The organism is Streptomyces sp. NPDC096152, from assembly GCF_044763235.1.
Lineage (GTDB): Bacteria > Actinomycetota > Actinomycetes > Streptomycetales > Streptomycetaceae > Streptomyces.
Genome location: NZ_JBIWFW010000005.1, coordinates 588,057 through 614,455 on the forward strand (window position 1 = coordinate 588,057; position 26,399 = coordinate 614,455).

Genomic DNA, 26,399 nt, shown 5'->3' on the forward strand with positions numbered 1-26,399 from the left:
ATGGACACTCAGCGACTGACCCTCGCCGTCCTGACCGTGCTGCCCCTCGCGGTGGCCTGCGGCAGCGGGACGGGCGCCGCCGGGCCCGGCAACGACTCCGCGGCCCCGGACGCGAAGGCCGTGACCGGCGTGCACCGGAGCGCCGACGACGTCACCGGTGACCGGCTCGACCTCACCACCGGGGACGGCGACCGGATGCGCCCCACCGGGGAGCAGGACGCCCCCCTCCGCGGCACCCGCTGGAACGTCACGGCACTCGGCACCGGCCACGCGGTGGTCTCCCCGCCCCGGAACGCCCGGGCGCACCTCGTCTTCGGCCGCGCCTCCGGCAAGGTCACCGGCAGCCTCGGCTGCAACCGCGTCACCGCCGGAGCCACGGTCCGCGACGGACGTATCGCCCTGGGGAGCGCGTCCACCACCCGAATGATGTGCGACGCCTCACTCATGGACGTCGAGAAGCGGCTGCTGCGGCTCTTCGACTCCACCGTGAGCTGGCGCATCGATCACCGCACCCTCACGCTGACCAGCGAAAACGGTGAGCGTGTCACGGCCGTGGCGGACCGGTGATCCACAACGGCCGCGCATCCCCAATTCGGACCAGTGGTCGACCTCGCCTACACTCGGTGCCGTGCCACGTGGTGACGGTCGACTCAATCACGATCTGCTCCCCGGCGAGAAAGGCCCCCAGGACGCGTGTGGCGTCTTCGGTGTCTGGGCTCCGGGCGAAGAGGTCGCAAAGCTCACGTACTTCGGGCTCTACGCCCTCCAGCATCGGGGCCAGGAATCCGCGGGAATCGCGGTCAGCAACGGCTCCCAGATCCTCGTCTTCAAGGACATGGGCCTCGTGTCCCAGGTCTTCGACGAGACCTCGCTCGGTTCGCTCCAGGGTCACATCGCGGTCGGTCACGCCCGCTACTCGACCACCGGCGCCTCCGTGTGGGAGAACGCCCAGCCGACGTTCCGCGCCACCGCGCACGGTTCGATCGCGCTCGGCCACAACGGCAACCTGGTCAACACCGCCCAGCTCGCCGAGATGGTCGCCGGCCTGCCGAAGGACACCAACGGGCGTTCCACCCGCGTGGCCGCCACCAACGACACCGATCTGCTGACGGCGCTGCTCGCGGCCCAGGTGGACGAGGACGGCAAGCCGCTGACCATCGAGGAGGCCGCGCACACCGTCCTCCCGCAGGTCAAGGGCGCCTTCAGCCTCGTCTTCATGGACGAGCACACCCTCTACGCCGCCCGTGACCCGCAGGGCATCCGCCCGCTGGTCCTCGGCCGTCTGGAGCGCGGCTGGGTCGTCGCCTCCGAGTCCGCCGCCCTCGACATCTGCGGCGCCAGCTACGTCCGCGAGATCGAGCCGGGCGAGTTCGTGGCCATCGACGAGAACGGTCTGCGCACCTCCCGGTTCGCGGAAGCGAAGCCCAAGGGCTGCGTCTTCGAGTACGTGTACCTGGCCCGCCCGGACACCGACATCGCCGGCCGCAACGTCTACCTCTCCCGTGTCGAGATGGGCCGCCGCCTCGCCAAGGAGGCCCCCGCCGAGGCCGACCTGGTGATAGCGACCCCGGAGTCCGGCACCCCGGCCGCCATCGGCTACGCGGAGGCCAGCGGCATCCCCTTCGGCTCCGGCCTGGTGAAGAACGCCTACGTCGGGCGCACCTTCATCCAGCCCTCGCAGACCATCCGCCAGCTCGGCATCCGCCTGAAGCTGAACCCGCTGCGGGAGGTCATCAAGGGCAAGCGCCTGGTGGTCGTGGACGACTCGATCGTCCGCGGCAACACCCAGCGCGCCCTGGTCCGGATGCTCCGCGAGGCGGGCGCCGCCGAGGTCCACATCCGGATCTCCTCGCCGCCGGTGAAGTGGCCCTGCTTCTTCGGCATCGACTTCGCCACCCGCGCCGAGCTCATCGCCAACGGCATGACCATCGACGAGATCGGCACCTCGCTGGGCGCCGACTCGCTGGCGTACATCTCCATCGACGGCATGATCGAGGCGACCACCATCGCCAAGCCGAACCTGTGCCGCGCCTGCTTCGACGGCGAGTACCCGATGGAGCTCCCGGACCCCGAACTGCTGGGCAAGCAGCTGCTGGAGACCGAGCTGGCCGCCGGGCCCGCCGCCACGGCCGCCGCCGACGCGATCCGTCGCCCGTAACACCTGCCGTACGACACGAAAGTTCTCATCGTCATGTCTGAGACAACCGGTGCCAGCTACGCAGCCGCGGGCGTCGACATCGAGGCGGGCGACCGCGCCGTCGAGCTGATGAAGGAGTGGGTGAAGAAGACGCAGCGCCCCGAGGTCCTCGGCGGCCTCGGCGGCTTCGCCGGCCTCTTCGACGCCTCCGCCCTCAAGCGCTACGAGCGTCCGCTGCTCGCCTCCGCCACGGACGGCGTCGGCACCAAGGTCGACATCGCGCGGCAGATGGGCGTCTACGACACCATCGGCCACGACCTGGTCGCCATGGTCATGGACGACATCGTGGTGTGCGGTGCCGAGCCGCTGTTCATGACCGACTACATCTGCGTCGGCAAGGTCCACCCCGAGCGGGTCGCCGCCATCGTCAAGGGCATCGCGGAGGGCTGTGTGCTGGCCGGCTGCGCCCTCGTGGGCGGTGAGACGGCCGAGCACCCGGGTCTGCTCGGTGCGGACGACTTCGACGTCGCCGGGGCCGGTACGGGCGTCGTGGAGGCCGACCGGCTGCTCGGCGCCGATCGCATCCGTACGGGTGACGCGGTGATCGCCATGGCGGCCTCCGGTCTTCACTCCAACGGGTACTCCCTGGTCCGGCACGTCCTGCTGGACCGCGCCGGGCTGTCGCTCGACGCGCGGATCGAGGAGTTCGGCCGCACGCTCGGCGAGGAGCTCCTGGAGCCCACCAAGATCTACTCGCTGGACTGCCTGGCGCTGACCCGCACCACCGACGTGCACGCCTTCAGCCACATCACCGGCGGAGGACTCGCCGCCAACCTGGCCCGGGTGATCCCGGACGGCCTGCACGCCGTGGTCGACCGCTCCACCTGGACCCCGGCCCCCGTCTTCGACCTCGTCGGCAGGACCGGCGACGTCGAGCGGCTGGAGCTGGAGAAGACCCTGAACATGGGCGTCGGCATGATCGCGATCGTGCCCCAGGAGTCGGTGGACGTGGCGCTCGCCACACTGGCCGACCGCGGGGTCGACGCCTGGGTGGCCGGTGAGATCACGGACCGGGGCCGGCACACCACCGGGGCGGACCTGGTCGGGGACTACGCCGGCTGACCGACCGCGGACAGCACAGAACCCGGTCCGTGGAATCCCACGGACCGGGCAGTGGTCAGTGCAAAGTCAAGCGCCGCGGCGACGCTGGTGCGGGGACTGCTCGTCCTCGTCCTCATCGTCGTCGTCGTACAGGTCGGCGTACCGGCTGTACAGCTCGTCGTCCTGCTCATCGTCCTCGAACGGTTCGCCGTTCGGCGATGCGTTCGATGTCGATGCGCCCAGCTCCTCGGCCAGGCGTGAGAGATCCGTCCCACCGCTGTTGTACTTCAGCTGGCGGGCGACCTTCGTCTGCTTGGCCTTGGCCCGGCCGCGCCCCATGGCTCGACCCCCTCAACGACGGGGCTCGACGGCCCCAGAGTCTTGACACGCGTTCATGATCCGGAACGGGCTCTCCGTGGAGAGACCGGTCCGTAGGGCTTCCACGGTACCTGAGCCCGCGGCCATACGGTACGTCGCCCGCAGGACGCGCGTGTGCGCAGAACCTTCGAGGCGCCCCGTCCTCGCTGGTCAGTGGCGATTTTAACCACTTATCGGCGGGCGACCCGCCGGGGGAAGTGAGAGTTCTCTCCAACTGCCCACCGGCAGGTACCGCTCAAACGTAGGACGACCGGGACTTCAGGGCGCGTGTCCCGGGTGTCAGCGGGCGCCCGAGGCCCGTGCCTCCGCCATCCGCTGCTCGGCGATCCGGTCGGCCGCGGCAGCCGGCGGAATCCCGTCCTCCTTCGCACGAGCGAATATGGCCAGCGTGGTGTCGAAGATCCGCGCGGCCTTCGCCCGGCACCGCTCGAAGTCGAAGCCGTGCAGCTCGTCGGCGACCTGGATGACACCGCCGGCGTTCACCACGTAGTCCGGCGCGTAGAGGATCCCGCGGTCGGCGAGGTCCTTCTCGACGCCCGGGTGGGCGAGCTGGTTGTTGGCCGCGCCGCACACCACCCTCGCGGTCAGCACCGGCACGGTGTCGTCGTTCAGGGCGCCGCCCAGCGCGCAGGGGGCGTAGATGTCGAGCCCCTCGGTCCGGATCAGCGCGTCGGTGTCCGGGACCACGCGGACGGACGGGTGCTCGGCCACGATGCGCGCGACGGCATCCTCGCGCACGTCCGTGACCACGACCTCGGCGCCCTCGTCCAGCATGTGCCGCACGAGGTGGTGCCCGACCTTGCCGACGCCGGCGATGCCGACCGTGCGGCCGCGCAGCGAGGGGTCGCCCCACAGGTGCTGCGCGGACGCCCGCATGCCCTGGTAGACGCCGAAGGCGGTGAGCACGGAGGAGTCGCCCGCGCCGCCGTTCTCCGGGGAGCGCCCGGTGGTCCAGCGGCACTCGCGCGCCACCACGTCCATGTCGGCGACATAGGTGCCGACGTCGCAGGCGGTGACGTAGCGCCCGCCGAGCGAGGCCACCATGCGCCCGTAGGCGAGCAGCAGCTCCTCGGTCTTGTCCCGCTCCGGGTCCCCGATGATCACGGCCTTGCCGCCGCCGTGGTCGAGCCCGGCCATGGCGTTCTTGTACGACATGCCGCGGGCGAGGTTCAGCGCGTCGGCGACGGCCTCCGCCTCGGACGCGTAGGGGTAGAAGCGCGTACCGCCGAGCGCGGGGCCCAGGGCGGTGGAGTGGATGGCGATGACGGCCTTCAGACCGCTGGCACGGTCCTGGCAGAGCACGACTTGCTCATGACCCCCCTGCTCCGAGCGGAACAGGGTGTGCAGTACATCAGCAGGCGCGCCGGTTACGTCGGTCACGGTGGTGACTCCCGGGTACATAGCGGCGAGTGGGGAGGGCCTCCGTAAGGGTGGCGGGGGCCGTGGCATGAGCGTAGAGCCTGACCCCGCTCGCCATGGGCGCAGTGGTCCGGATCACCCTCCCTCGGAGTACGTTCCCGTCCGGACGTGGGACGATTTGCAGTGGTTTTCCGTGTGGTCCGGTGCCGGGCCGCGACGGGTTTCGGGTCTGGTCCGATGGGGAGGGAGCAGGCGTGCCCAAGGTGTCCTCGGTGGTCGTCCCCTACGCGACCTACCTGCGCGTCTACGAGCCGCTGGCCGCCTTTCCGGAGCCGGAGCGCGGCCACTGGGCCCGCTACGCGCGCCGCCCGGACCGCCCCTCCTACCAGGACGAACTGCGCCGCTCGCTGGCGGACCTGCTGCCCACCCCGCCGGTCCCGGTGCCGGTGCACGAGAGCCCGGACGCGTTCGTGCTCGACGTCGACGGCGTGGTCTGCGTCTGCCCCTGGCGCACCCGGCTGCGCGGCTGGCAGGCGCTGGGCGAGCTCGCCGAGGAGCTCCCGGCGGTGGTCCAGGACGCGGTGCTGCCCCCGGTCGTCCGGCGCCAGGCCGCCCAGGACTACGAGCGCTGGCTGGCCGGCAACCCCGACGCCCGGCCCTGGATCCGCACGGCGACCTGGCAGGTGCCGCTGAACTGGTTCGTACTGGTCTCCGACGAGGAGCGGGAGTACGTCAAGGGCACCGGCGACTCCGGGGACGAGACGCCGGCGCTGCGCTACCGGACGCCGATGGTGCAGGCCCGGCGCCGGGTGGCGCGGGCGCTTCGGACGCTCAAGGAGACCGTCGACGAGGGACCGCTGATCGACGGCCTGGTGGACGTCGGGCGATGGCTGGAGGAATTCCATCCGCGCTCGCTGGTCGAGCTCGACTACGGCGGGCTGGTGCACGTGCTGCCGGCCGGCGAGCTGGAGGGTGATCACTCGGCGGCGGACGTGGCCGAGGGCATCGGGGCGCTGCGCCGGGGCGACGGGGCCGCCGCGGGGGAGGCGTACGTGCGGCTGGTGGAGCGGTGGCGGTCGGTGCGCGACCGGCGCTCCGCGAACTGACATCACAGTAGATGTGACGTGGATCACGGACTAAACCGTTTCGAACAGCGTACGGTCATGGGCATTTCGGGGAACTGACGGGATGTAGACCCCGATCCGGGCTTTTGTCCCCAAGGGTGACGGACGGCACTTACCCGGCCCTTGCGCCGCTTGCCTCTCCTCATGCCAAAATAGGACAAGGAGTCCGGGGAGGACTCCGTCCGTCCTGATGTGCTCCACTATGGGCGGAATCTCAGCATTGCACGCTTTGGGGGGTCTGGTGACTCCTGATCGTCCTGTGACTGATCGTCACAGCGGCGTGACTGTCCGCTATGGCATGGTCCATCGGCTTCCGTCGGTGATGAACACCTGGGAGGGCAATTCCATCGGTTTGGCCGACGCGGCTGGACAGATGGTGTAGTTGTAGTGCCGAGGACAAGCCGTTCGTCCTATAACCGACTCGACTCGCGTCCGCCATTTCGGGCAACGCGGGTCAAGGTGCAGAATTTAGAGGAAAGAACCGAGAAGGTTCGGTTCTCCCGAGGAGGCCGCTCATGACCGCTCGCACCCCTGATGCCGAGCCGCTGCTGACCCCGGCTGAGGTCGCCACCATGTTCCGCGTCGACCCCAAGACGGTCACGCGGTGGGCGAAGGCCGGCAAGCTCACGTCGATCCGCACGCTCGGCGGGCACCGCCGCTACCGCGAAGCCGAGGTCCGCGCTCTGCTCGCGGGCATCCCGCAGCAGCGCAGCGAGGCCTGAACAACCGAATAACCCGGGTTGTCCGGCTGGCCCCCATCCCGCCGAACCGCCCGGAACCCACAGCTCAAAGCGACGCGGGTCCTGCCCCAACAGGCCCCCCGCCCAAGCCGATCAGAGCTCCACAGGCATGTGAACAAGGGTGCGTCGTCGATCGCGCTGGACTCCGCCGGGTCCAGCGCGATCTTTTTTGTGCGCTGTCCGGCGGTCCGCGACCGCTCTGTGAGCGGGCTTGTCGGAGTCTGGGGAGCGGTGTGGGATCACCCGCGGAGCGGCTCAGCGGCTAGTGCAATTGCACATATTAAATCGACCCGTTGTAGGAGAGGGGTAAGTACCGCGGTTTCAGAAACTCATGCGGTGACTCCCGTCACACCCCGGGCGGCTTGTTGCTCCCGCCCTGCGTGCGCTAAAGAGGGCCGCCGCTCCCATCGCCCCATCGCGCGGCGGGAGTTCGGGACCGGACGCGCTCACGCGGTGGAAGGGGCCTCGTCCTCGACCGCCTCGGCCGGGACTTCCGCGGCCGGCGGGGCGCCGTCCCACGCCTGGCGCAGCAACAGGCGGCAGACCGGGCAGTGGCGGGTGAGATGGCGGTACGACGAGGCGGCTGCGAGGTGCGCACGGAGCAGCGCCCGTGTCTTGTGCCTGGCCGATGCCGCCATACGCCACCTCCGGCGGGCCGTACGGGAACGGGTCCTGCCTTCTGGGTACCGGCGGAATGTGACGCCGTCAAGACGGCGTGGGGGCGAGCCAGGGGGAGCCAGGGGGAGCCAGGGAAGAGTCGGAGGGCGCCGGGAGGGCGCCGGGAGGGTGTGCGGACATAAGGAAGGCCCGCGTCCCCCCGAGGGGCGCGGGCCTTCCTTACTGCGGTCCTGACGGGATTTGAACCCGCGGCCTCCACCTTGACAGGGTGGCGAGCACTCCAAACTGCTCCACAGGACCAGGTTTCGCTGCGCTTCCTTGCGTTGCGCTGCGAGAAGGACTGTACAGGACCGCGGCCTGCCTGGTCGAACTCACCCTCCGTGTGCTCGCGATCACGGAGCGGCGGCGTCGATCGCCTTCACGATGCGCTTGTCGGAGACGGGGTACGCCGTGCCCAGGGCGTGGGCGAAGTAGCTGACCCGCAGCTCCTCGATCATCCACCGGATGTCCCGCACCGACGAGGGCACCGGACGGCCCTGCGGCATCTGCTCCAGCAGCCAGGCGTACTCGTCCTGCATCTCCTGGACCTTCTCCATGCGTGTGGTGTCCCGCTGGACGTTCGTCGGCATCTGCTGGAGCCGGCGGTCCGCGGCGATCAGATAGCGCATCAGGTCCGGCAGCCGGCGCAGGCCCGTCCCCGTCACGAAGCCCGGCCCGACGAGCCGGTCGAGCTGTGCCCGTACGTCCGCCAGGTTCGGCAGCAGCGCGGGGCTCCGTACGGCCTTCAGGCGGCGCTCACAGGCCTGCCAGGCGGCCAGCACCTGCTGCACCTGCCCGACCGTCCGCACGGTCGCGTCGACGATCTCGGCCCGCACCTTGTCGTACAGCTTCCGGTACGACTCCTCGTCCCACACCGGTCCCCCGAAGTCCGCGATCAGCCTGTCGGCGGCGGCCGTCGCGCAGTCGTCGAACAGGGCCTGGATGGAGCCGTGCGGGTTCGCCGAGAGGGCGAGCTTCTGCTGGTTGGTGAGCTTTTCGGACGCGAACTTCGCGGGGTTCACCGGGATGTTGCGCAGGATCAGCCGCCGGGTGCCCTTCCACATGGCCTCGGCCTGTTCCGCCTCGGTGTCGAAGAGGCGTACGGAGACCGTGTCGCCGTCGTCGACGAGGGCGGGGTACGCCTTCACCGGCTGGCCGGCCCGGCGGGTCTCGAAGACGCGGGTGAGCGCGCCGATGCTCCAGTCGGTCAGGCCCTTGCGCTCCAGCGACTCGCCGCCCTGCCGGACGGCCGTCGCGGCGGCGGCCTGGGAGAGGGCCTGGCGCGCCTTCGGCTTCAGGCGGAGCTTGAGGGACTCCAGATCCTTGTCCTCGGCCAGCTTGCGCCGCCGCTCGTCGACGATCCTGAAGGTGATCTTCAGATGCTCGGGGACCTTCGCCCAGTCGAAGTCGTCGGCCTCGAAGGGGACGCCGACCATGCGCTTCAGCTCGCGGGCCATGGTCGTGACGAGCGGCTCCTGGAGCGGCTCCGCCTTCTCCAGGAACGCCTTCGCGTAGTTCGGCGCGGGCACGTAGTTGCGGCGGATCGGCTTGGGCAGGGAGCGGATCAGCTCGGTGACCACCTCCTCGCGCAGACCCGGGATCTGCCAGTCGAAGCCCTCGCCGGTGACCTGGTTGAGCACCTGGAGCGGGATGTGGACGGTGACGCCGTCGGCGTCCGCGCCCGGCTCGAACTGGTACGTGACCCGGAACTTCAGGCCGCCCTGGCGCCAGGAGTCCGGGTAGTCGGCCTTGGTGACCGCCTCGGCCGACTCGCGGATGAGCATCTCCCGCTCGAAGTCCAGGAAGTCGGGCTGCTCGTGCCGCTTGTGCTTCCACCAGGAGTCGAAGTGCGCGCCGGAGACGACGTGTTCGGGGACCCGCTGGTCGTAGAAGTCGAAGAGGGTCTCGTCGTCGACCAGGATGTTCCGGCGCCGGGCGCGGTGCTCCAGCTCCTCGACCTCGGTCAGCAGCCTGCGGTTGTCGGCGAAGAACTTGTGGTGCGTGCGCCAGTCGCCCTCGACCAGGGCGTTGCGGATGAACAGCTCCCGGCTGACCTCCGGGTCGATCCGCCCGTAGTTGATCTTGCGCTGGGCGACGATCGGGACGCCGTACAGCGTGACCTTCTCGTACGCCATCACCGCGGCCTGGTCCTTCTCCCAGTGCGGCTCGCTGTAGGTCCGCTTCAGCAGGTGGCCGGCGAGCGGCTCGACCCACTCGGGCTCGATCCTCGCGTTGACCCGGGCCCACAGGCGGGAGGTCTCGACGAGTTCGGCGGACATCACGAAGCGTGGGGGCTTCTTGAACAGGGCCGAGCCGGGGAAGATCGCGAACTTGGCGTTGCGGGCGCCCACGTACTCGTTGCGGCCGCCGTCCTTGCGGCCGCCCGGGCCGGAGTCCTTGGACTCCTTCACGTCCTTCATGCCGATATGCGAGAGCAGACCGGCGAGGAGGGAGACGTGGACGCGGTCGTCGGGGGCGTCCTCGTCGTTGAGGTGGATGCCCATCTGCTTGGCGACCGTGCGCAGCTGCGTGTAGATGTCCTGCCATTCGCGGATGCGCAGGAAGTTGAGGAACTCCTGCTTGCACATCCGGCGGAAGGAGGAGGAGCCGCGCTCCTTCTGCTGCTCGCGGACGTACCGCCAGAGGTTGAGGAAGGCGAGGAAGTCGCTGGTCTCGTCCCGGAAGCGGGCGTGCTGCTGGTCCGCCTGGGCCTGCTTGTCGGCGGGGCGTTCGCGCGGGTCCTGGATGGACAGCGCGGCGGCGATGACCATGACCTCGCGCACACAGCCGTTCCGGTCCGCCTCCAGGACCATGCGGGCCAGGCGCGGGTCGACGGGCAGTTGGGCGAGCTTGCGGCCGGTCTGCGTGAGCCGCTTGCGCGGGTCCTTCTGGGCCGGGTCGAGGGCGCCCAGTTCCTGGAGCAGCTGGACGCCGTCGCGGATGTTGCGGTGGTCCGGCGGGTCGATGAAGGGGAACTTCTCGATGTCGCCGAGGCCGGCCGCGGTCATCTGCAGGATGACGGAGGCGAGGTTGGTGCGCAGGATCTCGGCGTCGGTGAACTCCGTCCGCGCGACGAAGTCGTCCTCGCTGTACAGGCGGATGCAGATGCCGTCGGACGTGCGGCCGCAGCGGCCCTTGCGCTGGTTGGCGCTGGCCTGCGAGATCGGCTCGATGGGCAGCCGCTGGACCTTGGTGCGGTGGCTGTAGCGGGAGATGCGGGCGAAGCCGGGGTCGACGACGTACTTGATGCCGGGGACCGTGAGGGACGTCTCGGCGACGTTGGTGGCCAGCACGATCCTGCGTCCGGTGTGCGGCTGGAAGACGCGGTGCTGCTCGGCGTGCGAGAGCCGCGCGTACAGCGGCAGGACCTCGGTGGACCTGTACTTCTTCTTCAGCAGCGCGTCCGCTGTGTCCCGGATCTCGCGCTCACCGGAGAGGAAGACCAGGATGTCGCCCTGGCCCTCGGCCATCAGCTCCTCGACGGCGTCGGTGATCGCGGTGATCTGATCGCGGTCGGCGTCGTCGGAGTCCTCCTCGAGCAGCGGCCGGTAGCGGACCTCGACGGGGTACGTCCGCCCGCTGACCTCGATGATCGGGGCGTCGCCGAAGTGGCGGGAGAAGCGCTCGGGATCGATGGTGGCCGAGGTGATGACGACCTTGAGGTCGGGACGCCGGGGCAGCAGCTGGGCGAGGTAGCCGAGCAGGAAGTCGATGTTGAGGGACCGCTCGTGGGCCTCGTCGATGATGATCGTGTCGTAGGCGCGCAGCTCGCGGTCGGTCTGGATCTCCGCGAGCAGGATGCCGTCCGTCATCAGCTTCACGAAGGTGCCGTCCGGGTCCACCTGGTCGGTGAAGCGGACCTTCCAGCCGACGGCCTCGCCGAGGGGAGTGGCCAGTTCCTCGGCCACGCGCTCGGCGACGGTGCGGGCGGCGATGCGGCGCGGCTGGGTGTGCCCGATCATGCCGCGGACGCCCCGGCCGAGTTCGAGGCAGATCTTGGGGATCTGGGTCGTCTTGCCGGAGCCGGTCTCGCCCGCCACGATCACGACCTGGTGGTCGCGGATGGCGTCGGCGATGACGTCCTTGCGCCGGCTGACCGGGAGCTGCTCGGGGTAGGTGACGGTGGGCACGCGGGCCCGCCGCTTGTCCATCCGCGCCTCGGCCGTGGTGATCTCGGCGTCGATCTCGGCGAGGACGGCGGCGTGGGCGTCCGGCTTGCGGATCTTGCGCGCACCTTCGAGCCTGCGGCCGAGCCGGTGCGCGTCGCGCAGCGAAAGCTCGGTCAGGCGGGGGGCGAGAGTGCCGAGGGCGGGGGCGGGATGCGTAGACATACGCCCCCCAGGATCTCATCCCGGGGAAATCGCGCGCGAATGATTTGACGCGCGCCCGTGACCAGGGCGGTCACGGGCGCACCTGCCGCCAGGCCCGTCCGGGCCGGACCCGCGTCCGCGATGTGATCGGCGGGGCGGCCGGACAGCTCCTACGGAGCCGTCGGAGGCTGCTCGTGGCGTGCCGCCGGGCGGTCGCCCAGGGCGATGGAGCGCGCGGTGTTGGAGATGGCCTTGATGCCGAGGTAGGCGGTGGTCATGCTGCTCACCGCGGTGAAGGCGGCGGTCAGCACGCCGACGATCACCGCACGGTCCCCGTCGAGGCGCCACACCCCGAAGACGGCGATACCGGCGATCGCGAGATTGCTGACGACCACGGCCAGCAGCCCGTACCTAGCCCGGTCCTTCTCCAACTCGACGTCCCGAATGGCTCGTGCTTCGTCTCTGCTCATGGTGCCCCCCGGCTCTCTCGGCGCGACGCCGACCAGGCAGAACGTAGCGCCGTCCGGGAACGCTGCCAAGCACGGCGAAGGCCCCGTCCTGCGGGACGGGGCCTTCGGGCGTCGACCGCGATGCGAGGAGTCGGCGAGGGGGTTCAGCAGTGCCGCTGTCCCTGGCGGAACCCGGCCTTGAAGCCGTCCCTGAAGCCTCGCTGGTAGTCCCAGTTCGAGTACTTGTTGCCGTGGTGGAGGCCAGGTGCCTGCCGGTGGTCGTTCCAGTGGTTGTTCCAGTGGTTGTTCCAGTGGTCGTGCCGCTTGCAGTACCGCTGTGCCTGGCGCCACCCGGCCTTGAAGCCGTCCCTGAAGCCCCGCTGGTAGTCCTTGTTCGAATGGGGAGCCTTGACGGTGGCACCGACATGCGTCGCGCTCGGTGCGGCAGCGGCGGCCTGCTCGAAGCCGACCGGGGCGAGGACGACCGCCGCGGCGATGAAGGCCGAACCCAGGACGCCTGCACGCTTCCTATGAGTCATGGGCATACTCGCCCCCTCTAGGTGATGTCGCACTTTCCTCACTTTTCACTCTAATCACCCGGATGGCGGCCGCAACTCTGCCATCATTGGCCTGATGCGCCCCACTCGGTACTCCATGCGCGCGCATCTCATACATCCGGAGCACCTAGCCCAGATAATGCTCAAACTGACAGATATCGGGGCGAGTGCCCCTCGTGTGCCGCCACCTGTGCGCCGGAGGAGTTTCCGTGAGTGTTGGGCTGTTCAACGACCTTCCCAGCCACCCCCTCTTCGTTCACAGCGCTGTGGTGCTGGTCCCGCTGACGGCGCTGGCACTCCTCGTCTGTGTGCTGTGGCCGTCGGCGGCGCTCCGACTCAGCTGGGTACTGCCGGCGCTGGGAGCGCTCACCCTCGCTCTGGTGCTGCTGACCACCGAATCCGGCGAGTGGCTGGAGGAGCGGGTGAAGGAGACCGCGCTGGTGGAGGAGCACGCCGAGATGGGCTCCGACCTCACTCCGTGGGTGATCGCCCTGTTCGTGTTGACGGTCGCCGTCTTTCTGCTCGGCCGCGTCGGCTCTCGCTGGGAGGGCGAGCGCGGCGGTACGGCCGAGAGCTCCACGCAGGGCGGGACGTCCGCTGTGGTTCGACAGGCTTCCTCCGCTCCGGTGCGCGTCGCAGCGCTGGTGCTTGCCCTGGTCGTGGCCGTCGGCGCAGGCATCGAGGTGTACCGGATCGGGGACTCGGGCGCGAAGGCTGTCTGGCAGGGCCGGTTCTCGAAAAGCGAATCCGGCGGCAAGGAGTGACGCGGCAGCGGCAGCGGCTGCGTCGCCGGCAGCCCGCGCGGCACGTGTGAGGCTCGACCGGCCGGACGTTCCTGCTTTGTGTCCGGCCGGTCTCGCGGCTCGGCCGGGGAGTCACCGCAACTTGTTGAGCGCCTGCTGGAAGGCGGCCGCGTGCTTGGCCTCGTCGGCGGCCGTGTCACGGAAGTAGCGGGCTACGGCGGTGCCGCCCACGGCCGTGGCTCGGTTGGCGAACCCGGGGTACAGGGTTCTCGCTTCGTTGCGTTCCCCGGCCACGGCCTTGCCCAGGTTCTTCCTCGTCGTGCCGACCAGGCCCGCCAGTACCGCTTCGCCGGCGAAGTGCTCGTGCAGCTCGACCCCGGCGGTGCCCTCGAACAGCCGGGCCAGTGCGGGGTTGCCGGTCTGCCGCGCACGGGCGGCGTAGAGCATGTACTTGGCGTGGGCGAGCGCCTCGCCGTGCGTGGCGGTGTCGAGGTTGGTCCGGGTGCGGGCGGCCTTGACCTTCGGAAGGCCCGCGGGGACGGAGACCGTGGTGGCGGTCGGCGGTGCCGGGATGGTGCCGCGGCCGGTGGTCACCACCTTCAGCGCTGTGCGGTAGGCGTCGCGGTGGCGGCCCTCGTCCGCGGCGATCTCGGTGAACAGCTTGGCGGCCGCGAGGTCTCCGTCCGCGCGGGCCTGGCGGGCGAAGCCGCGGTACATGACCTGGTGCTCGTACGCCTCGCCGTTGACGGCCTGGCGCAGGTTGGCCGCGTTCGTGCCGACCGTACCGGCCAGGACGGCCGCCTGGCGCAGGTGCTCGTTCAGCTCCGTCCGAGCGGTGGTGCGGAAGAGCCCGCCGACCTCCGGTAGGAGCCGGCGGTCGGCCTCGGCGCCGTAGAGGCTGTACGAGGCGTAGGCGAACGCCTCACCCTTCATGGCGGTGGCCAGGTCGGAGAGCGTCTGTGCGCGAAGGGCGCGGGTGGGGGTGTGCGTGCTCCGGTGCTGATCGGCCGGCACGGCAAGGGCCACGGCCGTAACCGCCTGGGACGCAGCGGTCAGGGTGCACAAGCCGACCAGAAGCGCACGCATCGAGTGGCGGACCATGATGCCTCCTTCGGGGCGCGTCCGGGTGTGAGCGCCCCTCCTCATGCCACCCGCACTCGTGCGCACCTGCCCCTTCACGTAACCCTTTCGAGTGAGTACGCACAGTGATCGCACTTCTGCTCTCGCCGCTCCGCCGGGGAGGAGCGGAAGGCGTTGACGCAGCTCAGCAAGCTCTTCGAGTGAGGTCGCTGCCGTCGTACCGCCGTCACTGCACCAACGCGAAACCCCCGCCGATGATCTCGACGGGGGTTTCTGCCCTGCTAGGGCGGTTGTGGCTGGGGCCGGGGTCGAACCGGCGACCTTCCGCTTTTCAGGCGGACGCTCGTACCAACTGAGCTACCCAGCCACGAGGTTTCACGTGAAACCTCAGCGGTCCTGACGGGATTTGAACCCGCGGCCTCCACCTTGACAGGGTGGCGAGCACTCCAAACTGCTCCACAGGACCAAGCTGTTGCGCGCGAACCAACGAACGTAAGTGTCGCACACCGTACTGCGTGCCCCCAACGGGATTCGAACCCGTGCTACCGCCTTGAAAGGGCGGCGTCCTAGGCCGCTAGACGATGAGGGCTATCGGCCCGCCTGGGCGCTTCTCAGCGCGTCGGGGACGTGAGAAGCATATGGGATGGCGGGGAGGATCGCCAAAACGGTTTACGGGCCGGAGGAGGAGGGTGCTGACGGGGCCGGTGCGGTGCCCGTCGGGCCGGGTGCGGCACCCGGCCGGTTCTCCTTCGGCAGGTGGCGGCTGACCTCGGCCGTGGTCTGGCCCAGGCCGCCCAGCCGGATCTCGTCCCAGGCCTGGAGGCGGCGGCTGTCCCGGTCGAAGTAGAGGACCGACGCCTGGATCGGGTCGGGGTACTTCCCCTCCACCGCGCGCAGACCGCTGCCGCCCGTCGAGCCCTCCAGGCGCAGGCGGGTGCCGTACTTCATGATCTCCGTGTCCTCGTGGTGCAGATGCCCGGCCAGGACCATCGGGACCGTGCCGTCCGTCTCCCGGGCCGCCGCCGGCTCGTGGGCGACGGCGATGTCGACCGGGGTGCCCCCGGCCCGCTGGTCACGCAGGGCCGACGCAAGCCGGACGCCCGCCATCCGCTCGGCCGCGTCGCCGCCGGGCACGGCGGAGCGGTCGGGGGTGAACTGGGGGTCGCCGATGCCCGCGAACCGCAGCCCGGCGACCGTCTCGGCGCGGCCGCCGTCCAGGACGTGCACATTGCGCAGCCGCTCCAGGTACCGCTGGGTGGTCGTGGAGTCGTGGTTGCCGCGGACCCAGACGTAGGGGGCTCCCAGGTCCTCGATCGGGTCCAGGAAGCCGTTCTCCGCCGAGGTGCCGTGGTCCATCGTGTCGCCGGAGTCGACGATCACGTTCACCTTGTACTGCTCCACCAGCGAGGCGATGATCTTCCAGCTCGCCGGGTTGAGGTGGATGTCCGAGACGTGCAGCACCCGGATGGTCGTCGGATCCGGAGCGTAGGCGGGGAGCGTGGAGGTGACGTCGTAGAGCTTCGTCACGTTCGTCACCAGGCGCGCCAACTCCTTCTGGTAGACGTCGAACTCGGTGACGATGCTGCGGGCGTTGCCGACGACCGAGGGCGCCGAGGACAGCAGCCCCGAGAACTTCGGCTCCAGGACCGACTTCGGGTTCCAGGTCGCGTACGCCGTCGCCCCGCACGCCCCGAGCAGCGCCAGCGCCAGGCCGCCGGCCGCCAGGGCGCGGCGGGGGCGGCGGTAGACCACCAGGCCGAGCGCCGTCGCGCCGGAGACCACGGCCACACAGGACCGTACGGCCAGGTCGAGGGTGCCGTCCTCGACGTCGTGGACGACCTCGTCCTGCAGGCCGGAGAGGCGTTCGGGGTGGTCGACCAGGGCCTGGGAGCGGGCGGGGTCGAGCTGGTCGACGTTGACGTCCAGGCGGACGGGGGCGACATGGCTGTCGAGCTCCAGCGCGCCCAGCGGGGAGATGTTGATCTTCGTGCCGCCGCTCAGGGACGGGCGCAGGGCCATCGTCGTGTTCATGGGCCCCACCGGCACCCGTACGTTGCCGACGACCAGCAGGCCCAGCCAGGCACCGAGGAGCACCACGGCGACCAGGCCCAGGGCGCGGAGCCGGCGGTTGGGCTCAGGGGCCAGTTCGACGGCGGGACCCGGGCGGCGCGAGCGGTCGCGGCGCCGGGTGAGGACGCGGGCTGCTCTCCTTCGTATGCCGTGGTGGCGGTGCGTGCGGTTCAGGTCTGCGAGGGGGGCGCGGGCCATTGGTCGCGTATGCCCAACTGCGCGACGGGATATGCGCGAAAGGTTCACGCCGGTCGTCCGGGGCGGTCGTACCGGACAATGGCCCTGTGCTGGAGATGACGCGCGAGGAGTTCGAGGAACTGGTCGCCGAGGCCCTCGACCGGATTCCGCCGGAGCTGACGCGGCTGATGGACAACGTGGCGGTGTTCGTCGAGGACGAACCACCCGCCGAGGACCCCGAGCTGCTCGGGCTGTACGAGGGGACTCCGCTGACGGACCGCGGCGAGTGGTACGCCGGCGTGCTGCCGGACCGGATCACGGTCTACCGCGGGCCGACGCTGCGCGTGTGCGAGACCCGGGAGGACGTCGTGGCGGAGACCGAGGTGACCGTGGTCCATGAGATCGCCCACCACTTCGGGATCGACGACGCGCGGCTGCACGCTCTCGGGTACGGCTGACGGGGGTTCCCGGGCGTGGCGGAGGCTTGGTGGGGTCGGCCGCGTGTCCTCTTGCGGGTGGCGGGAGTTGGACAGGTTGACTCCTGCGTCTGCCCCGGAGGTGGCTTCCCGTGCGCCGCTTGTACGTACCCGTCCGTCTCGCCGTCGCGGTGGCCGCCGTCGCCGTCACCGCCGGCTGTGTGAGCGTGGGCGACGACACCGACGGCGGAGCCAGGCCGTCGCACTCCGCCGGCCGGCGGGCCGGTGAGGCGCCGGACGGGGGCACGGGCGGCTCCGGCGGAGGCGCGGGCCACGCCGGGTCGGGTGAGGGCAAGCGCGGGCACGGGGGCAAGAAGAAGGCCGACCGGACGCCGTCCGCCTCGGCCTCGCCGTCCGCCGCGGGGAGCGCGTCCCCGGCGCCCGGGAAACCGGGGGCACCGGGGCAGCCCGGACAGCCGCCGCCCGCGGGGCAGCCCGCGCCGACGCAGGGGCAGCCCGCCCCCACGGGGACGTCCACCGCGCCGGAACCGTCGCCGCCCCCGCCGACCTCGTCCCAGGGGACACCGGCTCCGACGTCCGCCGAGCCCTCGTCCTCGGCGCACGACAACACCGGGGCGCAACTGGCCCGGTTGGAGCCGGCCTCGAAGGTCGGGGCACCGGTGTACGTGCGGGGCTGACCTGCGGGTACGGGGCCGGTTTGCCTTCCGGGATGGGGAGTGCGTATGGTGGTAGATCGTTTGATCCCATTTGCCCGGCGCCCACGCAGAGCGCGCCGTGTGGCGCGTACTCTCCCTTGCCGTGGCGGACCGCATCGAGGCGGTCGTAATGCGAATCACGGAGTTGACGGGCGCGTGCCGACGAGACTCCGGAAGGTTTCGCATTCGCATGTCCATTGTCAGTACTGATCACGTCGTCGTGCCCGAGAACACCGAGGACGCCGACAACGCCGAGCACACCGAGGCGCAGCAGGAGGCCGAGCAGGCCACCTTCGCCGACCTCGGCCTGCCCGAGGGCGTCGTCCGCAAGCTCGCGCAGAACGGCGTGACCACCCCCTTCCCGATCCAGGCCGCGACCATCCCGGACGCCCTGGCCGGCAAGGACATCCTCGGCCGTGGCCGCACCGGCTCCGGCAAGACCCTCTCCTTCGGTCTGCCCACCCTGGCCACGCTGGCCGGTGGCCGCACCGAGAGGAAGCGGCCCCGGGCCGTGATCCTCACCCCGACGCGCGAGCTGGCGATGCAGGTCGCCGACGCGCTCCAGCCCTACGGCGACGTCCTCGGCCTGAAGATGAAGGTCGTCTGCGGCGGCACCTCCATGGGCAACCAGATCTACGCGCTGGAGAAGGGCGTCGACGTCCTCGTCGCCACCCCGGGCCGTCTGCGCGACATCATCAACCGCGGCGCCTGCTCGCTGGAGGACGTGCGGATCGCCGTCCTCGACGAGGCCGACCAGATGTCCGACCTGGGCTTCCTGCCCGAGGTCACCGAGCTGCTCGACCAGGTCCCGGCGGGCGGCCAGCGGATGCTGTTCTCCGCGACCATGGAGAACGAGATCAAGACGCTCGTCGACCGCTACCTGAGCGAGCCTGTCCTGCACGAGGTCGACGCGGCGCAGGGCGCGGTGACGACCATGTCGCACCACATCCTGATCGTGAAGCCCAAGGACAAGGCGCCGGTCACCGCGGCCATCGCCTCCCGCAAGGGCCGCACCATCATCTTCGTGCGCACCCAGCTCGGCGCCGACCGTGTCGCCGAGCAGCTGCGCGACGCCGGCGCGAAGGCCGACGCGCTGCACGGCGGCATGACGCAGGGCGCCCGCACCCGGACGCTGGCCGACTTCAAGGACGGCTACGTCAACGTCCTGGTCGCCACCGACGTCGCGGCCCGCGGCATCCACGTCGACGGCATCGACCTGGTGCTCAACGTCGACCCGGCCGGTGACCACAAGGACTACCTGCACCGGGCCGGCCGCACCGCCCGCGCGGGCCGCACCGGCACCGTGGTCTCCCTCTCCCTGCCGCACCAGCGGCGCCAGATCTTCCGGCTGATGGAGGACGCGGGCGTCGACGCCTCGCGCCACATCATCCAGGGCGGCGCGGCCTTCGACCCGGAGGTCGCCGAGATCACCGGCGCCCGGTCGATGACCGAGGTGCAGGCCGAGTCGGCGGGCAACGCCGCCCAGCAGGCCGAGCGCGAGGTCACCCACCTCACCAAGCAGCTGGAGCGTGCGCAGCGGCGCGCCACCGAGCTGCGCGAGGAGGCCGACCGGCTGGTCGCCCGGGTCGCCCGCGAGCGGGGCGAGGACCCCGAGACCGCGGTGGCCGAGGCCCAGGCGGCGGCCGAGCAGACGGCCGAGGTGGTGGTGCCGGAGCAGCCGGCCGCCCAGGACGTCGACCGCGCCGAGCGGACCGAGCGCGAGGAGCGCCCGGCGGGCGCGTCGTCGTACGAGCGCCGTGAGCGGCGGGACGAGCGGGGCGGTCGTTCCTACGACCGTGACCGCGGCGAGCGTTCCTTCGACCGGGACCGCGGCGGCGACCGCGGCGGCCGTTCCTTCGAGCGCCGTGACGACCGTGGCGGTTTCCGTCGCGACGACCGCCGGGACGACCGGGGTGACCGTGGCGGCTTCCGCCGTGACGACCGCGGTGGCCGCTCCTTCGACCGGGACCGTGACCGCGACCGTGGCTTCGAGCGCCGTGACGACCGTGGCGGTTTCCGTCGCGACGACCGCCGGGACGACCGGGGTGACCGTGGCGGCTTCCGCCGTGACGACCGCGGCGAGCGTTCCTTCGACCGGGACCGCGGCGGCGACCGCGGCGGCCGTTCCTTCGAGCGCCGTGACGACCGTGGCGGCTTCCGCCGGGACGACCGCCCCGCGCGCCGCGACGAGCGCGGCGGGCACCGCGGCAGCGACCGCCCGTTCAACCGCGACCGCCAGGGCGACCGCCCCGGCTTCCGCTCCTCCGGCCACGACCGCCCGTACGGCCGTCGTGACGACCACCGCGGCACCGGGTCCTTCGGCCGCCGCGAGGACAAGCCGCGCTGGAAGCGCAACGGCTGACAGGCCTACCGGCTGACAGGCTCACCGCCTGAGTGGGGCTACGCCTGAGTCACCAAGGGCCCGTACGACCGATGTCGTACGGGCCCTTCGCCATAACTTTTGGCCACAGCACCTTTCGTGTGTCGCATGTCACGCCATCGGTCAGGGAATCGCTGGGTGCATGACAGATGACACCAGGGCGAGCGGGCCGTCGGACGAAGAGCGGCTGGCCCAGCTCGGCTACACGCAGGTTCTCGCCCGCCGGATGTCGGCGTTCGCCAACTACGCGGTCTCCTTCACGATCATCTCGGTCCTGTCCGGCTGTCTGACGCTCTACCTCTTCGGGATGAACACCGGCGGCCCCGCCGTGATCACCTGGGGCTGGGTGGCGGTCGGCCTCATGACGCTGTTCGTCGGGTTGTCGATGGCGGAGATCTGCTCGGCGTACCCGACCTCCGCGGGCCTGTACTTCTGGGCCCACCGGCTGGCGCCGCCGAGGACGGCCGCCGCCTGGGCCTGGTTCACGGGCTGGTTCAACGTGCTGGGGCAGGTTGCGGTGACGGCGGGCATCGACTTCGGCGCCGCGTCCTTCCTCGGTGCCTACCTCAACCTCCAGTTCGGCTTCCACGTCACACCCGGCCGCACGGTCCTGCTCTTCGCTGCGATCCTGCTGCTGCACGGCCTGCTCAACACCTTCGGCGTACGGATCGTCGGCCTCCTCAACAGCGTCAGCGTGTGGTGGCACGTGCTGGGCGTCGCGGTGATCGTCGGCGCGCTGGCCCTCGTGCCGGACCGGCACCAGTCGGCGTCCTTCGTCTTCACCGAGTTCGTCAACAACACGGGCTGGGGCAGCGGCGTCTACGTCGTCCTGCTGGGCCTGCTGATGGCCCAGTACACCTTCACCGGCTACGACGCCTCCGCCCACATGACCGAGGAGACGCACGACGCGTCCACGGCCGGCCCGAAGGGCATCGTCCGCTCCATCTGGACCTCCTGGGTGGCCGGTTTCGTCCTGCTGCTCGGCTTCACCTTCGCCATCCAGTCCTACGACAAGGAGCTCGCGTCACCGACCGGCGCGCCGCCCGCGCAGATCCTGCTGGACGCCCTCGGCGCGACCGCGGGCAAGCTGCTGCTGCTCGTGGTGATCGGGGCGCAGCTGTTCTGCGGCATGGCGTCCGTGACGGCCAACAGCCGCATGATCTACGCCTTCTCCCGCGACGGGGCGCTGCCCTTCTCCCACGTGTGGCACACGGTCAGCCCGCGCACCCGCACCCCGGTCGCGGCGGTCTGGCTGGCGGCGCTCGGGGCGCTGGCCCTGGGCCTGCCGTACCTGATCAACGTCACGGCCTACGCGGCGGTCACCTCGATCGCGGTGATCGGCCTCTACATCGCCTACGTCGTGCCGACCCTGCTGCGGGTGCGCAAGGGCGAGGCCTTCGAGCGCGGGCCCTGGCACCTGGGCCGCTGGTCGCAGGCGATCGGGGTGGTGTCGGTGGCCTGGGTCGGCGTGATCACCGTCCTGTTCATGCTGCCGCAGGTCTCCCCGGTCACCTGGGAGACGTTCAACTACGCCCCGGTCGCCGTCCTGGTGGTCCTCGGTTTCGCCGCGACCTGGTGGCTCGCCTCCGCGCGCCACTGGTTCCTCAACCCCACCCACGCACGCACCCTCGCCCGCGAGGCCGCCCGCACCGGCGCCCCCGAACCGGCCGACCCCTGACCCGAACGCGAACCGGCCGACCCCTGACCCGAACGCCCCGCCCGCCGCCCGTACGGCACGCCCCCGACCGGGCCCCGCCGCCCGCAGGCACGCTCCCGACGGCCGTTCGGCACCCGCACGGCACTCTCCCGACCGGCCACCTGGACACCCTTACGGCACACTTCCGGCCCGGCACCCCCGATACCCGATCGGACAGGCGGCCTGCTCCGGCTATGCTCGGGTAGGCAACATCGCCTGGGCCCTTAGCTCAATTGGCAGAGCAGTGGACTTTTAATCCATTGGTTGTGGGTTCGAGTCCCACAGGGCCTACGAGAGAGGCCCCGCCCCGGAGGACTCCGTGGCGGGGCTTCAGGCGTTTCCGCGGCAACTTCCCCGGCGGCTCACGCAGTTCCGTTCCCGCAGAGAGAGCGCGCGCCGATGCCCCGTCCGTACGTCCTGCTGTCCGCCGCCGTCTCCCTCGACGGCTACCTGGACGACACCGGCCCCGAGCGGCTGCTGCTCTCCAGCCCCGCCGACTTCGACCGGGTGGACGAGGTGAGGGCCTCGGTGGACGCGATCCTCGTCGGCGCCGGCACCATCCGCGCCGACAATCCGCGGCTGCTGGTCAACTCGCCCGAGCGGCGGGCCGCCCGGGTCGCCGCCGGGAAGCCGGAGTACCCGCTGAAGGTGACGGTCAGCGCGGCCGGCGAGCTGGACCCGGCCGCGCGGTTCTGGCACACGGGCGGCGAGAAGGCCGTCTACACGACCGACCGGGGCGCCGAACGGCTGCGCGGGGCCGGCCTCGCCGCCGATGTCGTCCCGCTGGGCGCCGAACTCGACTGGCGGCGGCTGCTGGAGCATCTGCACGACGTGCGTGGGGTGCGGCGGCTGATGGTCGAGGGCGGCGGGACCGTGCACACCCAGCTGCTTCAGCAGAGCCTCGCGGACGAGCTCCAGCTCGTGCTCGCCCCGCTCCTCGTGGGCGACCCGCGGGCGCCGCGGCTGTTCGGGCCGGGCGTCTACCAGGGCGGACGGCTGCGGCTCGTGGAGACTCGGGCCATCGAGGACGTGGTCCTCATGCGCTACGAGCCGACGGCTCCCGGCACCGGGACCCTCGCCTCGCCCGCGGACCGGCACTGGCTCCGGCTGGCGTGCGACCTGGCGGCGCTCTGCCCGCCCTCGCGGACCGCGTTCAGCGTGGGCGCGGTGGTGGTGGCCGCCGACGGCACCGAACTCGCCCGGGGCCATTCGCGGGAGGGCGACGACCCCGTCGTGCACGCGGAGGAGGCGGCGCTGGCCAAGGTGGACCCGGCGGACCCGCGGCTGGCCGGCGCCACCGTCTACAGCAGCCTGGAGCCGTGCGCGCGGCGTGCCTCCCGGCCCCGCCCGTGCGCCCGGCTGATCCTCGACGCGGGTGTACGGCGAGTGGTCACGGCCTGGCGTGAACCGGACACGTTCGTCGAGGGCGCCGACGGGTCCGGGACGCTCGCGGCCGGGGGCGCGCGGACCGTACTCGTCCCTGAGCTGGAGGAACGGGCCAAGGCTCCGAACCGGCATCTGACCGGCTGAGCGGTACCGCGCCGCCGGCCCGGGAGGGGCGCGGGGCGGAGGCCGGACTCCATGCGTGTGCATTCGGCCTCGCGGATGGGGTACAGTTGGTCTCACGACGCGGGGTGGAGCAGCTCGGTAGCTCGCTGGGCTCATAACCCAGAGGTCGCAGGTTCAAATCCTGTCCCCGCTACTGAAGACTCAGGGCCGGAATCCGATCAAGGATTCCGGCCCTGAGTGTTTCCCGTCCCACCGTGTCCTCCGGTCGGCCCTCAGGTCCATGGAGGGCGCCCTCGGCCCGTACTCCCGGGCCGGCGGGTGTCGCCCTTGATCATTGTCACGGCGGGTGAGTGATCCGCGCCGGAGCGCACGGCAAGTGACACACCGTCAGAAATCCGCTGCCGCGGAGGGTGGGTCAACTCGCCCGATTTTCGTCGCGCATGGCCCGAACGTCTGGCCAAAAAGGTTTAATGATCAAGTCGAACGGCTTGGAATCAGAGGCTCGCGTCTATTAACGTTCGATAACGCAGCGCGGTCGTCCCAGCCGTCACAAGCGACGGCTCCGTGCGCGCGCGCCGAATCCCGCAAGGGAACCGGGGAACCACCAACTTGGGGTGAATCGGGCGTCAACCACCGTGCTCGCACGTCTGGTTTACGCGCGTAGGAGACCTTCCCGCTCCGAACCCGTCAGCTAACCCGGTAGGCGAGACGGAAGGAAAGGAGCACGCCCGAGTGGCGTCCAACCGCCCCGCCCCCGAAGCCCCGTTCGTGCCGGGTCAGCGCACCGAAACCTTCGGCTACGGCAGTTACCGCACCGACGAGGGCCCCTGGGAGGAGTGGAATCCCACCGAGGAGTCCGTCCAGCCGGTCCGGGGTCGGCACCGCGTCGCCAAGCAGCGCGGCGGCGGGCTCGCCCGCAGCTCCACCGTTCTCGGTGTCGGCGTCATAGCCGCCGTCGGCGCGGGTGGCATCGCCAGCGCCCACACCGGCAAGCCGCCGGTGTCCATCTCCATGCCCGACCTGCCCTCCGTGGGCTCCCTCTTCGACGACGAGCCCGCGGCCCCCGAGGGCTCCGCGACGGCGCTCAGCACTCTCGGCACGAGCACCGCCGAGACCACCGAGAGCGCCTCCGACGCGGGCGAGGCGCTGCGCAACCGCATCATGGCGCAGGCCGAGCAGCAGCAGGCCCAGGTCGAGACCAAGGCCCAGAAGGCCGCCGAGGCCGCAGCCGCCAAGCAGGCCCAGGAGGCCGTCGCCAAGGCGCAGCAGGAGGCCGAGGCGAAGGCCGCCGCCGCGAAGAAGAAGGCGGAGGAGGAGGCCAAGCGGAAGGCCGAGGCCGAGCGCCTGGCCGAGCTGGCCAAGCAGTACACGCTGCCGACCCCCTCGTACACGATCACCGGCACCTTCGGTCAGCCCGGTTCCATGTGGTCCTCCGGCTACCACACCGGCCTCGACTTCGCCGCTCCCACCGGAACCCTGATCAAGGCGATCCACAGCGGCACCATCACCGAGGCGGGCTGGGCCGGCGCCTACGGCTACCGCACCGTCCTCACCCTCGACGACGGCACCGAACTGTGGTTCTGCCACCAGTCCTCGATCAGCGTCAACGTCGGCCAGAAGGTGAGCACGGGCGACGTCATCGGCCGAGTGGGCGCCACCGGCAACGTCACCGGGCCGCACCTGCACCTGGAGGTCCACCCCGACGGCCAGGCCACCGGCATCGACCCGATGACGTGGCTGCGCGACAAGGGCCTCACCCCCTGACCCACCGGGTTCGCGCAAGCTTTTCCCCACGGAGCCGCCCTGATCGGAATGGGCGGCTCCGGCGCGGTTGTTGATGTCTTCCATGACTTCTCTTCGCAAGCTGAGCTCGTCCGACCTCGAGGTCTTCCCGCTCGCCCTCGGCGGCAACGTCTTCGGCTGGACCGCAGACGAGGAGGCGTCCTTCGCCGTCCTCGACGCGTACACGGCCGCCGGCGGCAACTTCGTCGACACCGCCGACTCCTACTCGGCATGGGCCGCGGGCAACCGGGGCGGCGAGTCCGAGACGATCCTGGGCAGGTGGCTGAAGGCACGCGGCAACCGCGCCGACGTCGTCATCGCCACCAAGGTCAGCCAGCACCCCGACTACCAGGGCCTGACCGCCGCCAACATCAAGGCCGCGGCCGACGCCTCGCTGCGGCGCCTGGGCACCGACCACATCGACCTGTACTACACCCACTTCGACAAGCCGGACGTGCCGGTCGAGGAGATCGTCGGCGCGCTCGACGAGCTGGTGAAGGCGGGCAAGGTGCGCCACATCGCCGCCTCCAACATCTCCGCCGAGCGCCTGCGGGCCTCCCTCGACTTCTCCGACCGGGAGGGTCTGGCCCGGTACGTGGCGCTCCAGCCGCACTACAACCTGGTCTCGCGCGACACCTACGAGGGTGAGCTGCGGGACCTCGCCGAGCGGGCCGGTCTCGCCGCCGTCCCCTACTTCGCGCTGGCCTCGGGCTTCCTCACCGGCAAGTACCGGCCCGGCGCCCAGGTGGACAGCGCGCGGGCGGAGGGCGCGGCCAAGCACCTGCTGACCGAGCGCGGCCGCAGTGTCCTCGCCGCCCTCGACCAGGTCGCCCGGGCCCACGACGCCTCCGTCGCCACGGTCGCCCTCGCCTGGCTCGCCGCCCAGCCCACGGTGATCGCGCCCATCGCCTCCGCCCGGACCCCGGAGCAGCTCCCGGCCCTGCTGAAGGTGGCGGACCTGGCCCTGACCGAGGAGGACCTCGCCAGGCTGACGGAGGCGTCGGCCTGACGGCCCCGG

21 protein-coding genes, 6 tRNA genes and 1 riboswitch are annotated in these 26,399 nt (G+C 70.9%); of the genes, 15 read left to right on the top strand and 12 right to left on the bottom strand.

Features of this window, described 5'->3' with window-relative positions; translation table 11 throughout:
- From ACIQ9G_RS20360 to purM, 3 genes are all read left to right on the top strand, one after another.
- Window positions 1–567: an META domain-containing protein gene (locus tag ACIQ9G_RS20360; RefSeq protein ID WP_403611188.1), complete on the top strand. Its 567-nt coding sequence runs from the start codon at window positions 1–3 to the stop codon at window positions 565–567.
- Between the two features lie 61 nt (window positions 568–628).
- The gene (gene purF / locus ACIQ9G_RS20365) at window positions 629–2,158 is read left to right on the top strand and encodes an amidophosphoribosyltransferase (RefSeq protein ID WP_403611191.1); all 1,530 of its coding nucleotides are present in this window, start codon (window positions 629–631) and stop codon (window positions 2,156–2,158) included.
- Window positions 2,159–2,191: 33 nt separating this feature from the next.
- The gene (purM, locus tag ACIQ9G_RS20370; protein WP_403611194.1) at window positions 2,192–3,259 is read left to right on the top strand and encodes a phosphoribosylformylglycinamidine cyclo-ligase; all 1,068 of its coding nucleotides are present in this window, start codon (window positions 2,192–2,194) and stop codon (window positions 3,257–3,259) included.
- A 66-nt stretch (window positions 3,260–3,325) separates the two neighbouring features.
- Here purM and ACIQ9G_RS20375 read toward each other — a convergent pair whose 3' ends face one another.
- Window positions 3,326–3,577, bottom strand: a complete 252-nt coding sequence (locus tag ACIQ9G_RS20375) for a DUF3073 domain-containing protein (protein ID WP_356192239.1) — start codon at window positions 3,575–3,577, stop codon at window positions 3,326–3,328.
- Between the two features lie 318 nt (window positions 3,578–3,895).
- Window positions 3,896–4,996, bottom strand: coding sequence for a Leu/Phe/Val dehydrogenase (locus ACIQ9G_RS20380; protein ID WP_403611196.1), 1,101 nt, complete (start codon window positions 4,994–4,996; stop codon window positions 3,896–3,898).
- A gap of 233 nt (window positions 4,997–5,229) precedes the next feature.
- On the opposite strand from ACIQ9G_RS20380, the gene ACIQ9G_RS20385 reads away from it, so the two are divergent.
- A complete protein-coding gene (locus ACIQ9G_RS20385; protein WP_403611199.1) occupies window positions 5,230–6,081 on the top strand; it encodes a hypothetical protein in 852 nt (283 codons plus the stop codon).
- Between the two features lie 533 nt (window positions 6,082–6,614).
- Complete coding sequence (gene bldC, locus ACIQ9G_RS20390) at window positions 6,615–6,821, top strand: developmental transcriptional regulator BldC (protein WP_003949541.1); 207 nt, start codon at window positions 6,615–6,617, stop codon at window positions 6,819–6,821.
- 464 nt (window positions 6,822–7,285) lie between these two features.
- Here the strand turns inward: bldC and ACIQ9G_RS20395 are convergent, their stop codons facing one another.
- The 5 genes from ACIQ9G_RS20395 to ACIQ9G_RS20415 all read right to left on the bottom strand — a co-directional run bounded on the left by ACIQ9G_RS20395 (window position 7,286) and on the right by ACIQ9G_RS20415 (window position 12,800).
- Entirely contained in the window at window positions 7,286–7,477 is a 192-nt protein-coding gene (locus ACIQ9G_RS20395; protein WP_403611202.1) for a DUF6274 family protein, read from the bottom strand.
- 205 nt (window positions 7,478–7,682) lie between these two features.
- A tRNA-Asp gene (locus tag ACIQ9G_RS20400) sits at window positions 7,683–7,757 on the bottom strand.
- A 92-nt stretch (window positions 7,758–7,849) separates the two neighbouring features.
- Window positions 7,850–11,827: an ATP-dependent RNA helicase HrpA gene (hrpA, locus tag ACIQ9G_RS20405; RefSeq protein WP_403611205.1), complete on the bottom strand. Its 3,978-nt coding sequence runs from the start codon at window positions 11,825–11,827 to the stop codon at window positions 7,850–7,852.
- A gap of 149 nt (window positions 11,828–11,976) precedes the next feature.
- Window positions 11,977–12,276, bottom strand: coding sequence for a hypothetical protein (locus ACIQ9G_RS20410; RefSeq protein ID WP_403611207.1), 300 nt, complete (start codon window positions 12,274–12,276; stop codon window positions 11,977–11,979).
- 143 nt (window positions 12,277–12,419) lie between these two features.
- Entirely contained in the window at window positions 12,420–12,800 is a 381-nt protein-coding gene (locus ACIQ9G_RS20415; RefSeq protein WP_403611210.1) for a hypothetical protein, read from the bottom strand.
- Window positions 12,801–13,021: 221 nt separating this feature from the next.
- Here ACIQ9G_RS20415 and ACIQ9G_RS20420 point away from each other — a divergent pair, with 221 nt between their 5' ends.
- Window positions 13,022–13,576, top strand: a complete 555-nt coding sequence (locus tag ACIQ9G_RS20420) for a hypothetical protein (protein ID WP_403611212.1) — start codon at window positions 13,022–13,024, stop codon at window positions 13,574–13,576.
- A gap of 111 nt (window positions 13,577–13,687) precedes the next feature.
- On the opposite strand, the gene ACIQ9G_RS20425 is transcribed toward ACIQ9G_RS20420, so the two are convergent.
- The 5 genes from ACIQ9G_RS20425 to ACIQ9G_RS20445 form a co-directional block, all read right to left on the bottom strand.
- Window positions 13,688–14,656 carry a ferritin family protein gene (locus tag ACIQ9G_RS20425; RefSeq protein WP_403611214.1) on the bottom strand — a complete coding sequence of 323 codons (969 nt, stop codon included), beginning with the start codon at window positions 14,654–14,656 and terminating at the stop codon, window positions 13,688–13,690.
- A gap of 272 nt (window positions 14,657–14,928) precedes the next feature.
- Window positions 14,929–15,002: transfer RNA gene (locus tag ACIQ9G_RS20430), tRNA-Phe, on the bottom strand.
- 24 nt (window positions 15,003–15,026) lie between these two features.
- Window positions 15,027–15,101, bottom strand: a tRNA-Asp gene (locus tag ACIQ9G_RS20435).
- A gap of 50 nt (window positions 15,102–15,151) precedes the next feature.
- Window positions 15,152–15,224: transfer RNA gene (locus ACIQ9G_RS20440), tRNA-Glu, on the bottom strand.
- An 80-nt stretch (window positions 15,225–15,304) separates the two neighbouring features.
- A complete protein-coding gene (locus ACIQ9G_RS20445; protein WP_403611217.1) occupies window positions 15,305–16,903 on the bottom strand; it encodes a metallophosphoesterase in 1,599 nt (532 codons plus the stop codon).
- Between the two features lie 86 nt (window positions 16,904–16,989).
- Here ACIQ9G_RS20445 and ACIQ9G_RS20450 point away from each other — a divergent pair, with 86 nt between their 5' ends.
- From ACIQ9G_RS20450 to ACIQ9G_RS20490, 9 genes are all read left to right on the top strand, one after another.
- A complete protein-coding gene (locus tag ACIQ9G_RS20450; RefSeq protein WP_403611219.1) occupies window positions 16,990–17,340 on the top strand; it encodes a metallopeptidase family protein in 351 nt (116 codons plus the stop codon).
- Window positions 17,341–17,450: 110 nt separating this feature from the next.
- Window positions 17,451–17,996 carry a hypothetical protein gene (locus ACIQ9G_RS20455; protein ID WP_403611221.1) on the top strand — a complete coding sequence of 182 codons (546 nt, stop codon included), beginning with the start codon at window positions 17,451–17,453 and terminating at the stop codon, window positions 17,994–17,996.
- 208 nt (window positions 17,997–18,204) lie between these two features.
- Entirely contained in the window at window positions 18,205–20,376 is a 2,172-nt protein-coding gene (locus tag ACIQ9G_RS20460; protein ID WP_403611223.1) for a DEAD/DEAH box helicase, read from the top strand.
- 160 nt (window positions 20,377–20,536) lie between these two features.
- Entirely contained in the window at window positions 20,537–22,072 is a 1,536-nt protein-coding gene (locus tag ACIQ9G_RS20465; protein WP_403611226.1) for an amino acid permease, read from the top strand.
- A 236-nt stretch (window positions 22,073–22,308) separates the two neighbouring features.
- Window positions 22,309–22,381 (top strand) — tRNA-Lys (locus ACIQ9G_RS20470).
- 108 nt (window positions 22,382–22,489) lie between these two features.
- Window positions 22,490–23,620, top strand: a complete 1,131-nt coding sequence (locus ACIQ9G_RS20475) for a dihydrofolate reductase family protein (RefSeq protein ID WP_403611229.1) — start codon at window positions 22,490–22,492, stop codon at window positions 23,618–23,620.
- Between the two features lie 98 nt (window positions 23,621–23,718).
- Window positions 23,719–23,792 (top strand) — tRNA-Met (locus tag ACIQ9G_RS20480).
- Between the two features lie 370 nt (window positions 23,793–24,162).
- A riboswitch (cyclic di-AMP (ydaO/yuaA leader) is annotated at window positions 24,163–24,320 on the top strand.
- A gap of 11 nt (window positions 24,321–24,331) precedes the next feature.
- A complete protein-coding gene (locus ACIQ9G_RS20485; protein WP_403611232.1) occupies window positions 24,332–25,363 on the top strand; it encodes a M23 family metallopeptidase in 1,032 nt (343 codons plus the stop codon).
- Between the two features lie 82 nt (window positions 25,364–25,445).
- Window positions 25,446–26,390, top strand: a complete 945-nt coding sequence (locus ACIQ9G_RS20490) for an aldo/keto reductase (RefSeq protein ID WP_403611235.1) — start codon at window positions 25,446–25,448, stop codon at window positions 26,388–26,390.
- Window positions 26,391–26,399 lie beyond the last annotated feature (9 nt).

Coding starts and splice junctions, on each gene's coding strand:
- ACIQ9G_RS20465 (WP_403611226.1), top strand. CDS start 20,537: ATGACAGATGACACCAGGGCGAGCGGGCCGTCGGACGAAGAGCGGCTG.
- ACIQ9G_RS20375 (WP_356192239.1), bottom strand. CDS start 3,577: ATGGGGCGCGGCCGGGCCAAGGCCAAGCAGACGAAGGTCGCCCGCCAG.
- ACIQ9G_RS20360 (WP_403611188.1), top strand. CDS start 1: ATGGACACTCAGCGACTGACCCTCGCCGTCCTGACCGTGCTGCCCCTC.
- ACIQ9G_RS20395 (WP_403611202.1), bottom strand. CDS start 7,477: ATGGCGGCATCGGCCAGGCACAAGACACGGGCGCTGCTCCGTGCGCAC.
- purM (WP_403611194.1), top strand. CDS start 2,192: ATGTCTGAGACAACCGGTGCCAGCTACGCAGCCGCGGGCGTCGACATC.
- ACIQ9G_RS20425 (WP_403611214.1), bottom strand. CDS start 14,656: ATGGTCCGCCACTCGATGCGTGCGCTTCTGGTCGGCTTGTGCACCCTG.
- ACIQ9G_RS20445 (WP_403611217.1), bottom strand. CDS start 16,903: ATGGCCCGCGCCCCCCTCGCAGACCTGAACCGCACGCACCGCCACCAC.
- hrpA (WP_403611205.1), bottom strand. CDS start 11,827: ATGTCTACGCATCCCGCCCCCGCCCTCGGCACTCTCGCCCCCCGCCTG.
- ACIQ9G_RS20410 (WP_403611207.1), bottom strand. CDS start 12,276: ATGAGCAGAGACGAAGCACGAGCCATTCGGGACGTCGAGTTGGAGAAG.
- ACIQ9G_RS20460 (WP_403611223.1), top strand. CDS start 18,205: ATGTCCATTGTCAGTACTGATCACGTCGTCGTGCCCGAGAACACCGAG.
- bldC (WP_003949541.1), top strand. CDS start 6,615: ATGACCGCTCGCACCCCTGATGCCGAGCCGCTGCTGACCCCGGCTGAG.
- ACIQ9G_RS20490 (WP_403611235.1), top strand. CDS start 25,446: ATGACTTCTCTTCGCAAGCTGAGCTCGTCCGACCTCGAGGTCTTCCCG.
- ACIQ9G_RS20415 (WP_403611210.1), bottom strand. CDS start 12,800: ATGCCCATGACTCATAGGAAGCGTGCAGGCGTCCTGGGTTCGGCCTTC.
- ACIQ9G_RS20475 (WP_403611229.1), top strand. CDS start 22,490: ATGCCCCGTCCGTACGTCCTGCTGTCCGCCGCCGTCTCCCTCGACGGC.